The organism is Sagittula sp. NFXS13 (assembly GCF_040148795.1).
GTDB lineage: Bacteria > Pseudomonadota > Alphaproteobacteria > Rhodobacterales > Rhodobacteraceae > Sagittula > Sagittula marina.
The window spans coordinates 427,079-440,452 of record NZ_JAGEMH010000001.1; the positions used below are offsets into that span (position 1 = coordinate 427,079).

At 66.1% G+C, this 13,374-nt stretch carries 14 protein-coding genes and 1 riboswitch; of the genes, 6 read left to right on the plus strand and 8 right to left on the minus strand.

The annotated features are described in order from the left end of the window. Nucleotides 1-162 precede the first annotated feature (162 nt). The 4 genes from J4E08_RS02035 to J4E08_RS02050 all read right to left on the minus strand — a co-directional run bounded on the left by J4E08_RS02035 (nucleotide 163) and on the right by J4E08_RS02050 (nucleotide 3,288). Nucleotides 163-1,140 carry an ABC transporter substrate-binding protein gene (locus tag J4E08_RS02035; RefSeq protein WP_349537082.1) on the minus strand — a complete coding sequence of 326 codons (978 nt, stop codon included), beginning with the start codon at nucleotides 1,138-1,140 and terminating at the stop codon, nucleotides 163-165. Next, complete coding sequence (locus tag J4E08_RS02040) at nucleotides 1,137-1,877, minus strand: ABC transporter ATP-binding protein (RefSeq protein WP_349537083.1); 741 nt, start codon at nucleotides 1,875-1,877, stop codon at nucleotides 1,137-1,139. The genes J4E08_RS02035 and J4E08_RS02040 overlap by 4 nt, the downstream gene beginning before the upstream one ends. Then, nucleotides 1,870-2,631 carry an ABC transporter permease gene (locus J4E08_RS02045; RefSeq protein ID WP_349537084.1) on the minus strand — a complete coding sequence of 254 codons (762 nt, stop codon included), beginning with the start codon at nucleotides 2,629-2,631 and terminating at the stop codon, nucleotides 1,870-1,872. Before J4E08_RS02045 ends, J4E08_RS02040 begins: the two co-directional genes overlap by 8 nt. 45 nt (nucleotides 2,632-2,676) lie before the next feature. After that, nucleotides 2,677-3,288, minus strand: coding sequence for a YkoF family thiamine/hydroxymethylpyrimidine-binding protein (locus J4E08_RS02050; protein ID WP_183964129.1), 612 nt, complete (start codon nucleotides 3,286-3,288; stop codon nucleotides 2,677-2,679). After that, nucleotides 3,281-3,386, minus strand: a riboswitch (TPP riboswitch). (Overlaps the previous gene by 8 nt.) A gap of 557 nt (nucleotides 3,387-3,943) precedes the next feature. Between J4E08_RS02050 and J4E08_RS02055 the strand changes: the two genes are divergently transcribed. Genes J4E08_RS02055 through J4E08_RS02080 form a run of 6 tightly spaced genes read left to right on the plus strand, consistent with a single transcriptional unit; the run spans nucleotide 3,944 to nucleotide 8,380 of the window. After that, the gene (locus J4E08_RS02055; RefSeq protein WP_349537085.1) at nucleotides 3,944-4,543 is read left to right on the plus strand and encodes a hypothetical protein; all 600 of its coding nucleotides are present in this window, start codon (nucleotides 3,944-3,946) and stop codon (nucleotides 4,541-4,543) included. Next, a complete protein-coding gene (locus tag J4E08_RS02060) occupies nucleotides 4,540-5,214 on the plus strand; it encodes an ABC transporter ATP-binding protein (RefSeq protein WP_349537086.1) in 675 nt (224 codons plus the stop codon). Before J4E08_RS02055 ends, J4E08_RS02060 begins: the two co-directional genes overlap by 4 nt. Further along, the gene (locus J4E08_RS02065; protein WP_349537087.1) at nucleotides 5,211-6,365 is read left to right on the plus strand and encodes an ABC transporter permease; all 1,155 of its coding nucleotides are present in this window, start codon (nucleotides 5,211-5,213) and stop codon (nucleotides 6,363-6,365) included. The genes J4E08_RS02060 and J4E08_RS02065 overlap by 4 nt, the downstream gene beginning before the upstream one ends. A 28-nt stretch (nucleotides 6,366-6,393) precedes the next feature. Beyond that, the gene (locus tag J4E08_RS02070; protein WP_349537088.1) at nucleotides 6,394-7,158 is read left to right on the plus strand and encodes a DUF4198 domain-containing protein; all 765 of its coding nucleotides are present in this window, start codon (nucleotides 6,394-6,396) and stop codon (nucleotides 7,156-7,158) included. A gap of 26 nt (nucleotides 7,159-7,184) precedes the next feature. Continuing rightward, nucleotides 7,185-7,502, plus strand: a complete 318-nt coding sequence (locus J4E08_RS02075; RefSeq protein WP_349537089.1) for a hypothetical protein — start codon at nucleotides 7,185-7,187, stop codon at nucleotides 7,500-7,502. Next, nucleotides 7,502-8,380: a metal ABC transporter substrate-binding protein gene (locus tag J4E08_RS02080; RefSeq protein ID WP_349537090.1), complete on the plus strand. Its 879-nt coding sequence runs from the start codon at nucleotides 7,502-7,504 to the stop codon at nucleotides 8,378-8,380. Before J4E08_RS02075 ends, J4E08_RS02080 begins: the two co-directional genes overlap by 1 nt. 287 nt (nucleotides 8,381-8,667) lie before the next feature. On the opposite strand, the gene J4E08_RS02085 is transcribed toward J4E08_RS02080, so the two are convergent. Genes J4E08_RS02085 through J4E08_RS02100 form a run of 4 tightly spaced genes read right to left on the minus strand, consistent with a single transcriptional unit; the run spans nucleotide 8,668 to nucleotide 13,368 of the window. Continuing rightward, nucleotides 8,668-10,113, minus strand: a complete 1,446-nt coding sequence (locus J4E08_RS02085; RefSeq protein ID WP_349537091.1) for an ABC transporter ATP-binding protein — start codon at nucleotides 10,111-10,113, stop codon at nucleotides 8,668-8,670. Next, the gene (locus J4E08_RS02090; RefSeq protein WP_349537093.1) at nucleotides 10,110-10,925 is read right to left on the minus strand and encodes an ABC transporter permease; all 816 of its coding nucleotides are present in this window, start codon (nucleotides 10,923-10,925) and stop codon (nucleotides 10,110-10,112) included. The genes J4E08_RS02085 and J4E08_RS02090 overlap by 4 nt, the downstream gene beginning before the upstream one ends. Then, nucleotides 10,922-11,863 (minus strand): ABC transporter permease, encoded by a 942-nt coding sequence (locus tag J4E08_RS02095; protein WP_349537094.1) that lies wholly within the window; start codon nucleotides 11,861-11,863, stop codon nucleotides 10,922-10,924. Before J4E08_RS02095 ends, J4E08_RS02090 begins: the two co-directional genes overlap by 4 nt. Next, nucleotides 11,860-13,368, minus strand: coding sequence for an ABC transporter substrate-binding protein (locus J4E08_RS02100; RefSeq protein WP_349537095.1), 1,509 nt, complete (start codon nucleotides 13,366-13,368; stop codon nucleotides 11,860-11,862). Before J4E08_RS02100 ends, J4E08_RS02095 begins: the two co-directional genes overlap by 4 nt. Nucleotides 13,369-13,374 lie beyond the last annotated feature (6 nt).

Genomic DNA, 13,374 nt, shown 5'->3' on the forward strand with positions numbered 1-13,374 from the left:
CCCATGCGTCGTTGTACGGCAAACGACGAGGGCAGGGGCCAAACGCGGCCACTCCGTCCCCGCCGCGTCATGAATGACGTACAGGTGCTGCCGATGCCAATCGCGGAAACAGAACACCGTGATCACTGTTCCCGTTTGTTCCCCGGCGTTACTGTCGCACGCTCACTCAGCCATCCAGCCTTGATCGAACCAGTCCGATACGGTGCCGGGCCAGACGAGAGGCGCCCCATCGGTCCCGCGCAACACACCGCTATCGTAGAGGAAACGCGCCATCGTCGTCAGTCGCGCCTCGTCGATCCGGCCCACTGAGTTCGAGCCGTCGGTCAGATAATTGCCCTCGTCGATCACCCGCATCGAACCGCGAACGAGATCTGCGTTGGGAAAATCTCCGGCGGCAATCAGGATTTCTGCCGCGGCCTGTGGATGTTCGGCGGCCCAGGTGTAGCCCTTTGCGGTGGCTTTCATGAAGGCATCGACCGTTTCTGGGTCGCTCTCGAGCATTGCAGTCCGGCTCCCGATATAGCCGCCCTGGGGTTCGGGCACGCCGTAATCCGAATAGATGAAATGCGACTGATCGCGCCCGAGAAGATCGCTGTTCACCCCTTCCCAGGTGGCCACCTCCAATGTGAAATCCACAGCGCCTGTGGCCAGCGCTTCGTAGGCGCCCGTGCCCAGCGTCACGGTGTCGTAGTCGGCTGTGCCGCCATCGTTTTCGATCATTGTCGAGATCAGCGCATCCTCCCAGGCGCTCCCGAACCCGGCATAGGTCTTGCCTTCCAGATCGGCGGGGCGGGTGATGTCGGCGTTGTTGCTGTCATAGACCAGCCGCCCGGCCTCGCGCTGCATCGTGACCCAAAGCGCGGTGATGTCCGCGCCGCCGGCCTTGGCGCTCATGAACCCGAGTGCGGTCATGTAGGCGAAATCCACCGCACCGGCGGCAAGCAACGCGGTCGATGCGGTGTCGGAGTAGGGCAGGATATCGACCTGCAGTCCGGCGTCCGCGAAATATCCTTTCTCGCGCGCGACAACCAGACCGATGTGGTTCGTGTTCAGGGTCCAGTCCAGCGCGATGGTGACGTCCTCGGCCTGGGCCATCGAGGCCACGAGACATGGCAAAAGGCTCAGCGTCATGATTTTCATGGGGTTTCCTTCAAGAGCATGGATTTCAGGGTCGAACGGATGTCGGCCAGCGTGGCCTCGCTGCGGTCTGCGCGCGGGGTGGAAATGGCAATGTCGGCGATGATGCGGCCGGGACCGCCGGCCATGACGAGAATGCGGTCGGCCATTTGCGTGGCCTCGTAGAGGTCGTGGGTCACCATCAGGACGGCCCGCGGGCGTTCGGCCAGTCGGTCGATCAGCCAGTCCTGCATCTGTAACCGTGTCACCGCATCCAGCGCCGAAAACGGTTCGTCCAGCAACAGAATGCGGGCGTCCTGAACGATGGTCCGCAGAAAGGCCGCCCTTTGGCGCATCCCGCCGGACAGCTGGTCGGGAAAGCTGTCCTCATGGCCGTCCAGCCCGAACGCCGGAAACAGACGCCGCACCCGGTCACGCGCCGTGCGTTGCGCCATCCCCCTGATTTCCAACCCAAGGCGCGCGTTCTCGCAAATCGTGAGCCACGGGAAAAGCGTGTCCTGCTGCGGCTGATATGCGATGGCGTCATGCGGCATCTCGACGGTCTGGCCGTCCAGATGCAGGTCACCTTTGGTTTGCAATTCCGGCGCCAGAACGCCGGCAAGCCATTTGATCACCGAACTCTTGCCGCAGCCTGATGGGCCGATCAGACACGTCAGGCTGCCCTCGACAAGGTCGAGCGACACATCCTCGACCAGCGGTTCTGACCCGGCACACACCGTAAGACCTTGCAGTTCAAGCATGCGCGTTCCTCCGGTACCGGCGGCCCGTGGCCCGTTCGATCCCGTGGATGATCGCCAGAAGCGCAAGCGTGAGACAGGCCGACACCAACACCGCCGACAGCACAAGATCCGCCCGGAAATTGTTCTTTGCCGACAGGATGTAGATGCCGAGCCCCTGCCGCGCGCCGGCATATTCGGCAAAGATCGTGGCAACGATGGCATAGGTCGCCGAAATCCTGAGCCCGGAAAAGAAATGCCCCCGTGCCGAGGGCAGCGTGGCCCGGCGATAGACTGTCCACGGTGTCGCACCCATGGAGACCAGCTGATCGCGAAACGGACGCGGCAGGCTCGCGTAGCCGGCGACAAGGCTGACCACCATCGGAAAGAAGGTGACAAGGATCACCAGCAGCACCTTGGGCAGCAGGCCGAAGCCGAACCAAAGCACCATCAGCGGGGCAAGGGCGACGATCGGCACGGTCTGGCTGGCGACCAGAAGCGGCAGCAGCCCCCGGCGCAGCCAGCCCGAGAAGTGAAGCACGATGGAGACGGCGAAAGCGAACAGCACCGACAGGGCAAAGCCCACGCCCGCGACACCCAATGTGGCCGCCGCGTGCCGCGCGATCGCGGACCGCTCGACCAACAGCCCATTCACGACGTCGCTCGGGGCGGGCAACACAAGCGACGAGGCATCCGTCAGCGCGACATAGCCTTCCCAGCCGCCAAGAAAGACGCAGATGACCACGAGGGCCGGTAGGATCTGACCAAGATACTTCATGACAAGCCTGTCGCGGGCGCATGATGCCCGCGTGTGGCAGCCCGCTCAGCCGAGGCTGGGGCTGTTGGCCGAGGCTGTCAGGTCGATGGTCACATGGCCTTCCGCCGGGCCGAACCGCAGAAAGGCCTGGCGCAGCGTTTCGAAGACCGCGCCCGCATCACCGCGCAACCGCGTGCAGAAATTCTTGGACCGCAGGAACGTGCCGCTGTCCTTCAGGAAGTCGATGCAGCCATAGATTTCGTCCATATGGCCACCCGCGCCCATGACATAGAGCGAGAATTGCACATCTATCCCGACACCCATATCGGGCGCGTCCTTGACGGCGTGCGCCGCCAGTGTCTGCCGCTCGGCCAAGGACTGGTCCTGCGCGCGCGCAAGCGTGTCGCACCGGCAATTCGGGTCATCCGGCTCACCGGGGCAACCGCGCGACAGGGTCACGTGCATGGTCACATGTTCGGGCCGCTTGGCTGCGGCGGAAAACAGGTCCCGGATCGCGTCGAACAGCGGTCCGGGTGCGCCGACCATGAGCGTCGACATGTCGTCGGTCTCGATCCTCAGGTCGGATTTATAGGGGGACAGGGCGTCCAGCCCGGTGGTGATGACGTCCACGAAATCGGATGTCATCGGATAAAGTGACACTTGCGCGCCTATGAACATGGTAGCACCTCGCTCCGCTGGCATTATCCAGATCAGCTGTGAAGGGTTCACGCATGTCGCGCATCTCAGCTCCGCTCGGAGCACCCCCGGTTATATGCGCGCACCATTGTTCAACCGCCATTTGATGTCAAGCGAGTGTCTTTACATCAGTTTGAAACGCCTGCCTGCTCGCGCGGAACGAAGACAATCTCAGCCATGCTCGCCATGCGTTGGTCTGCAAGCGGCCACACATTGGGTCACTGAAGCGAGCCGCGGTCGGTGCCGTCTCTGAGGTGGGCTTTCTCGCCCGGGTGCGCGAATCTTTCTGGCGGAACGGCGCGCGGATTTCCGGTCGTGTGCTGGCCGCAAGACCGTTCCCATCACCCAAACCAACAGGAGACAATGGCCGGACAGCCTTGAAAGCGGTCTTTGGACCATCCCATGCGATGTGTGGGGGCAGGGCGACCTGAGCAAAGCAATGCAAACGCGCATGACGTGGAAAAGGCAGCCCCTACGATTGACCGCGCCCCGCCGACAGAACGAAACCGGTTTGCCGGGCGTGTGGCACGATCCGGCTTGGCGGTCTTTCTGCAACCCCAGACCAAGCCCGCGCGTTGGAGACACCTTGCGCATGATCCCATGGGCTCTACACTCTGACGGGACGGGAAGAGGGCTCATGCGCGACATCATTCGAAACACCATCGCGGGGGCGTTGGTTCTGACCGGGCTGGGCGTCGGGGCCTGGCCCTATCTTGTGTCCAGCACGTCCGACGTAAGCAGTTCCGACTCCATGTCTCGGCAGGAATTCTCGCAGAACAGCCCGCTGCTGCTGCCGGGCATCCTCGCCGATGTCTACACCGCCTTCGGAGAGACGGAGGAAGCCGCGATCTACGACAAGCTGGCCGAGGTCGCCACGGGGGACGCGCTGGAGCAGCTCTACCTCGAACGGGTGGGCGCAATGGCCGGGGGCGGCCTGAACCCCGATCAGGAAATCCACGAAGTGTCGCTGTTGGGGATGAGCGCGCGACCGTCCGGCGAGACAGTGAACATCTCGGCCCGCTGGCGGGTGCTGGGGGTCGTGGGTCACGCCGAACACATGCACATGCGCGGCAACGCCTACGCAGCGGATCTGCGGTTCGCCGTGGCGGATGGGCGCTGGAAGATCGCGGGCTTCGATCTGACGGACGTGGACCGCACGGATGCTGGCACGCTGGAGCGCAACGCCGATGCGCCGGGCAACACCTCCCCGGTCGACCCACCGGAGCAGGAGAGTTGATCCACGCACGCGACCTGACCTTTGCCTACCCGCGCGCCGGGTTTGCTCTGAACGTGCCTGCGCTCGACGTCGCCAAGGGCGAGCACGTCGGCATCATCGGACCCAGCGGCACGGGCAAGACCACGCTGCTGAACCTTGTTGCCGGGCTCGCACAGCCGGACACCGGCGCCTTGAAGGTGGCGGACCAAGATCTGACCGCGCTGGATGACGGCGGGCGCAGGCGGTTTCGCGCGGCGCAGATCGGCTTCATCTTCCAGACCTTCGCGCTGGTCGATTACCTGAACGCCTTCGAGAATATCCTGTACCCTTATCGCGTCGGCCTTGGCCTGACGCTCGATCGCGATGTCCGCAACCGGGCGCAGGCACTGGCCGAGGCCTGCGGCATCGCGCATCGCCTGAAAAGCCATCCGAACGCGCTGTCAGGTGGTGAACAGCAGCGCGTTGCCATCTGCCGCGCATTGATAACGCAGCCGGGGCTGATCCTCGCCGATGAGGCGACCGGCAACCTCGACCCCGAGACCAAGGAAGTCATCCTCGACGTGCTCTTTGCCCGTGCCGCCGAACAGGGGGCAACCGTGCTGGCCGTGACGCACGACCACGATCTGCTGCCGCGCTTTGATCGGGTGATCGACTTCGCCACCCTGCGCCAACCAGCGGAGCAGACCTCTTGAACGCTCTTTTCCTCGCCTTCGCCCACCTGCGCTGGACCTGGGCGCGCAGTCTTGTGCTGATCCTTGTGGGCGCGCTGATCCTTGCCGTGCCGATGGTGACCCAGACTCTGCTGCGCGGGTCCGAAGAGGCCCTGACGCGCCGGGCCGAGGCGACGCCGCTGGTGCTGGGCGCGCGTGGCAGCCAGCTCGATCTTGTGATGGGGGCGGTCTATTTCTCCGAGGACCGCGCGCAGCCGATCACCCGCGCCGCCGAGGATGCCGTCTGGGACAGTGGTCTTGGCCTGCCAATCCCGCTCAACACGGCCTTCCAGACGAATGGCGCGCGGATTGTCGGCACCTCGCTGGATTACTTCGACTTTCGCGGGCTGACCCTGGCCGAGGGGCGGCAGATGGCCATCCTCGGGGAGGCGGTGCTGGGCGCGGACGTGGCGAAGCGGCTGGCGCTCGGGCCCGGCGATACGGTGGTCTCTGCGCCCGAGAACCTGTTTGATCTCGACGGGGTCTACCCGCTGGAGCTGCAGATCACCGGCGTTCTCGAACCGACCGGCACCCCCGACGACGAGGCGGTGTTCACCGATGTGAAAACGGCCTGGGTGATCGCGGGCATCGGCCACGGCCATGACGACGTGGTCACGGCGGATGCCGACGGCAACGTCACCGCCAACGCCGCCATCACGGAATTCCAGCGCATCACGCCGGAGAACATCGACAGCTTTCATTTCCACGGCGCTGCCCGCGACTACCCGCTGTCCGCCGTGATCGTCGCGCCCTACGACACCCGCTCCGGCACGATCCTGCGGGGCCGCTACCTCGATCCGGAGAACCCGGTGCAGTTGACTGACCCGTCCGAGGTCATCGCAGGGCTGGTGGATCGCATCTTTCGCATCGCGGCGCTGCTCGACGCGGTAACGGTCATCATCGGCATTGCCGCATTGGGCGCCATCGGCCTGTCGCTTTTCCTCGCATGGAGCCTGCGTGCCCCCGAAATGCTGACCGCCCGTCGCCTTGGCGCGGGGCGGTTCACGATCCTGCGACTGGCCACCGCAGAGATCGCAATACTTCTGAGTTGTGCCATGGTGTTGGCGGCAGGTATCGTCCTCGTCGTAAACGCGAATGGCGATCAACTCGTCGCCTGGCTGCTGGCCTTCTAAATTCGCAAACCCCAGAACGGAGCCCTTCATGAAAACCTTCCTGACCGCCGCCGCCCTGCTGGCCTCTGCCACCACCGCCTCGGCGCATTACGGCATGATCATCCCTTCGGACAACATGCCGGGACAGGAGGACGGGCGCACCGTCGATCTGACCCTGTCGTTCTCGCATCCTTTCGAGGGCGTCGGCATGGAACTGGAAAAGCCGGTTGCCTTCTCCGTCACCCACGAGGGCGAAACAACCGATCTGCTCGACACGCTGACCGAGGCGCAGGTGATGGACCACGCCGCCTTCGCCACCGAGTACCGGATGGAACGCCCCGGCACCTACGTCTTTGCCATGGAGCCGCAGCCCTACTGGGAGCCGGAGGAAGACGCCTTCATCACCCATTTCACCAAGACCTACGTGTCGGCCTACGGCGATGACGAGGGCTGGGACACGGAACTGGGCCTGAAGACAGAGATCGTGCCGCTGTCCAAGCCCTTCGCGCTGTGGGACGGCAACGTGTTTCAGGGCATCGTGAAGCTCGACGGCGAGGCTGTGCCTTATGCCGAGGTCGAAGTCGAATATTACAACGAGGATGGCAGCGCCACCGCGCCCTCCGACCTGATGATCACCCAGACGGTGAAGGCCGACGCCGATGGCGTCTTTACCTATGCCGCGCCGACAGACGGATGGTGGGGCTTTGCCGCGCTGAACACCGCCGAGGCACCGATGCAGCACGAGGGCGAGGACAAGGCGCATGAACTCGGCGCCGTGATCTGGATCCACTTCGAGCCGTGGACCACGCAGTGATCCGCCCGCTTGCCATAGCGTTCGCCATGGTCGCAGCCCTCCCGGCTGCGGCACATGACCTGCGGGTCTTTGCATCTGTTGCCGGGGATACCGTGACCGTCGAGTCCACCTTTTCCTCGGGCCGTGTCCCGACCGAGGGAGAGGTGCGCGTGCTGGATGCCGGGAACGTTCTGCTGATGACGCTGGACATCGGGGCCGAGGGGATGACCCGCTTCGACCTGCCAGACGGCGCGGCGGACAGCGGCCTGATGATCGAGGTCGATGTCAGCGAAGGCCATTCCGACTACTGGATGCTGACGCCCGACGATATCGCTTACGGCCAGAATAACGGTGAGACCAACTGATGCTGAAACGCCTCTGCCTTGCTGCCGCGCTGGCGGCCTCCGCTGCCTCCGCACAGGACCGCCACGTCGTGGCAACCGTGAACTATCCGCTGGCCTGGATGGCGGAGCGGCTGGGCGGCGGCGCGGTGGACGTTCTTTTCCCGGTGCCAGAGGGGCAGGATCCGTCGCTTTGGCGACCCGGCCTGTCGGACATCGCCGCGATTCAGCAGGCGGACGTCATCGCGCTGAACGGCGCGGGCTTTGCGCCCTGGACTGCGCGCAGTTCCCTGCCGCGCTCGCGGATCGTCGACACCTCGGCGGGCTTTTCCGATGCCTATATCGCGACGCAATCCGTGACCCACAGCCACGGCGCGGACGGGGAGCATTCCCACGAGGGCACCGCAAGCTACACGTGGCTCGACTTTGCACAGGCCGCACAGCAGTCTGATGCGCTGGCCACCATGATGGAGCGCCGCATCCCCGAGCTTGCCGATACGCTGGCGGACACGCTGCCCGCGTTGCAATCCGACCTCGCGGCGCTGGACGCGCAGGCCCGCAGCGCACTTGCCGGACTGAAAGGCCAGACCATCCTCGCCACCCATCCGCGATACCATTACCTCGCGCGCGCCTACGGGCTGGAGATCGCCGCGCTGGAGTGGGAGGCCGGCGCCATGCCGACCGACGCACAATGGACCGAGCTGTCCGAGTTGAGCGAGGCCAAAGGCGCGACGCTTCTGCTCTGGGAGGCCGCGCCGCCGGCCGGGGCCATGGACCGCGCGCAGGAGATGGGCATTGCCTCCACCGTCTTTGCGCCGTTGGCGAACCGTCCCGCAGAGGGAGATTTCCTGTCCGCAATGCGCGCGGCGATCACGATGCTGGCAGAGGCTGCTCAGCGGTAGGTGGCGATCTTGTCCGCCGAAAGCGCCCTCCGCGTCGGCCAGTTGCGTCCAGTTCGTGGCGGTGCCGCACATGCCCGCCACCGGGGCAGGCGCGGAGAGGTCCTCTTCAGGCGTCCTTGTCGCGGTGACAAAAGGCGCTGATCCGAGAGAAGCCGGAGAACGTGTCCGTTGGCGCCCCCGATGAACGCGGTGGTCCCCGCGCCCTGATAACCCAGCGCAATGAAAATCCCGCCAGACCGCATGGCCTGACGGGACTGGTCACGACCCTTCATGCAGGGCCTATGCGGTCAATGAGGCGCTGTTGCGACCGACGCGGCGTCGGGTTGCGGTTCACGCAAAACAGTCTTTCCCAGCGGTAGCACGGCGTCCGCCGTATTGCGCACCAGTGCCGCGTCGTGGCTCACGAGCAGGATCGCGGTGCCCTCGGTCATGGCGATCTCGCCCAGCATCCCGATCACCCTGGCTTGCGTGATCGGGTCGAGGCGCGAGGTCGGCTCATCGGCAAAGATCAGGGCGGGCCGCCGCAGAAGCGCCCTGAGGATCGACAACCGCTGCAGCTCCCCGCCAGAAACCGCGCCGGGACGCCGCTCCAACAGCGCGGGCGACAGGCCAAGCTGCTCCAATAGTGGCGATATGCGCGCGCTCTCCCCGGTCATGCGTGCCACGTCGTTCAGGGTTTCCCCAAGCCTGCGCTTGCGTGGAAAGGCCGCGACGGGGTCCTGATACAACTTCTGAAAGCCGTGCGGCCCAATGTCGGCGCGCCGCGTGACGGTCCCGGCGGCGGGCGCGACCAGCCCCAGCACCGCATCGCCCAGCGTGGACTTGCCGCAACCAGAGGGCCCGGTGATGCCGAAGACACCGCCCGCCGCCACGTCAAAGCCCACCCCGGAGAACAGCTCTCGCCCGCCGCGCGCGACCGACAGGCCGTGCACGTCCACGACCGGCGGGCCGTCTCGCCGGGTTGGCGCACGACGCGTCCAGCTTTCGGGATCGGCGGCAAGGAGGGCTCGGGTGTATGCCTCGCGAGCGGCGCTCATGACCGTTTCGGTCGCGCCGGTTTCGACCACCTTGCCTTGGCGCAGGACGATCATCTGACCGCCCATGCGCCGCGCCAGCGCCAGATCGTGCGTGATGACCAGCAGGCCGCCGTCCTCGCCCATCTCTGAAAGCAGCAGGTCCGCCACATCGTCGCGACGCGCGGCGTCCAGCCCCTTGGTCGGCTCGTCGGCGATGACGATGCCCGCACCACCGGCGCGCGCAGCCGCGATGGCCACGCGTTGCGCCATGCCGCCCGACAGCTGGTGCGGGTAGTGCCGTGCCGCGGCTGTCAGCCCCAACTGCCAAAGGTCCGCCGACGCCCGCGCGTTTGCATCCGCAGCAGACAGGCCGCGCACCAGCCGATGTGCCTCGGTGACTTGCGCCCCGGCGCGCATCAAGGGATCGAGCGATAGCCACGGCTCCTGCGGAAGCACGCTGATCTCCCGCCCCCAGAGGCCGCGAAAGCGGCGTGGCTCACTGGCGGTCAAGGTGTGCGCGCCGATCCGCACTTCACCCTGCGCCTGCAATCCAGCGGGCAGCGTGCCCATGATCGCCTGCGCCATCAGGCTTTTGCCCGATCCGGTTTCGCCCAGAATGATCAGCGGCTCGCCGGGGGTCACGGTCAGCGACAGCGGCTCCAGCAGGGTTTGCGCACCATCCCGGACGGTGATGTCAGTTGCAGTCAGAAGGCTCATGTTTCACGGCTCCCGGCCAAAAGGGTAAGGCCCAGAAGCAGGGCAAAGGTGGCGATCACCGGCGACAGCAGCGCCAGCGGAGCTTCGCGCCAGTAGGGCAGAAGTTCGACCATCATCAGCCCCAGTTCCGGCGTCGGCGCGCGCATCCCGACATGGACAAATCCGAGCGCCGCGATGGCCATGATGGCGGTGGCGATGCCAAAGGCAGCTGTGGTCAGCATCAGCGGCGCGATCTCCGGCCAGACATGGGTGCGGAAGATATACGGCGCGCGAAACCCCAGCAGGCGCGCCGCCTCGACCGACGGCGACACCAGCACCTCGCGCGTGGCGGCGCGGGTCAGGCGGTAGAATTCGACCCAAAGCACCAGCGACAGGCCGATCCAGAAGCCCGTCGCCGTGCCCGGCACCATGGCCAGCACGATCAGCACCAGCAGCAGGCCGGGCAGCGCCAGCAACGCATCCGCTAGGGTGGTCAGGGCCGTGTCGACCCATCCGCCCATCGCGGCGGACAGCGTGCCGAGGATCAGCCCCGCCGCACCGGCCGTCAGCACCGCTGCGAGCGCGATCAGCGGCGACAGCATCAGCGCCGCGCACAGCCGATGAAAAACCGAGCGGCCCAAGTGGTCATAGCCCAGCGGCGCCGTGGCTTCGGGGCCGGAGAGCGCCTTGAGCAAGGATTGCGCCAGCGGGTCCCCGGGGATCAGAAGCGGCCCGATCAGGGCGACCGCCGCGACGAGGATCACCAGCGCCGCGCCAAGGCTGCGCGCCACGGGCAAGCGGGCGGGTTGTGTATAGAGTTCAGCGGTGCTCATGCCCTTGCCTCCGTTTCTCCGCGCGGGTCGATGCGCCGCACGATCAGGTCGATACAGGTGTTGACGAGCACGAAGCCCAGCCCCAGCACCAGCGCAGTGCCCTGCACCATGGGCACGTCGCGGGAAAAGATCGCATGCACCAGCGCATGACCGATCCCCGGCCAGCCAAAGATCGCTTCGATGACCACGACGCCTTCGACCAGGGTCACGAATTGCAGCCCGAGGTAGGTCAGCAGCGGCACAGAGACGTTGCGCAGCCCGTGCCGCATCAGCACCTCGCGGCGCGACAACCCCTTCCATTCGGCGAACCGCCAGAACGGCATGTCCGCGATCCGCGCCATGGCGTCCCGCGCGATGCGGGCGTTCACGGCGGCCAGACCCAGCGCGAGCGTCAGGCTCGGCAGGATGAAATGGCGCGCCTCGCCATGTCCGGCGGCGGGCAGAAGGCGCAGCTGTACCGCCAGGAGCACGATCAGGATCAGGGCCAGCAGGAACTGCGGCACCGCCTTCAGCCCGGTTGAAACGACCAACAGGCACCGATCCAGCACGCCCCCCGGACGCAGCCCCGCAAGGATCCCCAATGGCGGCCCGATCAGCACCGACAGCAACAGCGCGATCCCGGCCAGCGCGGCAGAGGCGCCCAGCTGATGCGCGATCTCCTGCATCACCGGCTGGCCACTCACCAGCGAGGTGCCGAAGTCCAGCGTCAGCAAATCGCCCAGCCATTGCAGCAGCGCGGGCAGGGCGGGGCCATCAAGGCCCAGCTCGCTGCGCACCGCCTCGGCGGCGGCGGCATCGACATTGTCATAGCCATAGCGACCGGCGGCGATGCGCCAGGCGGCATCCCCCGGCAGGCTGCGCATCATGACAAAGGTCGCGGTCCCGATCAGGACGGCCACCACAATCGCCTGAACCAGACGTGATGTCAGCGCTTTCATTCTGCCCACCGCAGGTCCTGCAGACCAAAGCTGCGTTCAAACGGGTCGATGATCGCGCCTTCGACGGCGGTCGACACCGCCAGCGTCTGGCGATACCAGGCGATGGGGATCACCGGCAGCTCGTCTTGCAGGATCGCCGCGGCCTTGGCCTTGTCGGCCGGCGCACCACCGTCGCGCGCGATATGGGCGACCAGCGTGGCAAACGCCTCGTTTTTCCAGTTCATCGCACCCCAGTCGCCGTTGCCGACATAGTCCGACCGCACGGTGCCGATGGGATCGGGGATCAACGAGAAATTCCGCGCGATCAGCGCAAGGTCGAGAGAGCCGTCCTGATGCCCCGCGGGAATGGCCGAGGAATTGGTGGAGTTGATCGTCACGTCGACGCCGAGGACGCGGAACTGTTGCTCAAGCACAGAGGCCACCAGCGGCAGCTCGGGGCGGTCGGGATAGGTGGTGAGGGTCAACGCAAACCGTTCGCCGTCGCGGGTCAGAATGCCGTCCGGGCCGGGCGTCCAGCCGAGGTCCGCCAGTGTCGACTTGGCCGCGTCGACGTCATACGTCAGCGGTGCGGCGTCGTCGTCATGCCAGCCCGCCAGCGATGGCGGGAACAGCTGGTCGGCGCCCTCGGGGTAACGCAGCACAGCCTTGGCAATGCCTTCCCGGTCGATGGCCTGGCTCAGCGCCCGTCGCGCCCGCGGATCGGACAAGAAGGGGTGGCCCGCGTTAACCTTGATCAGAAGAGTGCGCGGAATGGCGGTCGACAGGACCTCGACCCCATCGACCATGCCGAGCCGCGCGACCGATGCCGGATCAAGGCCAAAGACGAAATCCGCATCACCGGACTCGGCCATGAGCGCGCGGGTCTCGACCCGGCTGACGCCGGAATAGGCCACGTTCGGGATGTGCGCAGCCGTGCCCCAATAGGCGTCGAACGCCGTGGCATCAAGGCTGAGCGGCGCGTCCATCGAGGTAACCATGTAGGGCCCCGTGCCGATGATCGCGACGCCGCTGCCGTCCTCGGCGTAGGACGCGGGCGCAAGGATCTGCGCGCGGAACTCCGCCAGATAGGCAGGCAGCGCCGCCATCGGCTCGGACAGGGTGATCCCCACCGCGTCATCCGCAGCGGTGATTCCGGTGATCGGCAGACCGCTCAGCGGGCCGGGCTTGGCGCGCGCGATCTCCAGCGCGTTGACCACGGCGGCGGCATCCATGGCGGTGCCATCGTGGAAGGCAACGTCCTCGCGCAGCGTGAAGGTCCAGTTCAGGCCGTCCTCCGAAGACGACCAGTCTGTCGCCAGTCCCGGGGTCAGCCTGCCGTCAGGGTCGGCGTTGACCAGCGTCTCGGCCAGCCCCATGCGGGTGAAGACGAAGCCGGAGGTCGAGGCTTCCGGCCCCTTTATCTCGTATTGTGCGGCGACGTTCAGCGTGTCGTCCTGCGCAAGGGCGGGGAGCGGGGCAAAGGGAGCCGCGCCTAGCAGCGCAGCTGTGAGGGGGAGGTGTTTCATTCAGTC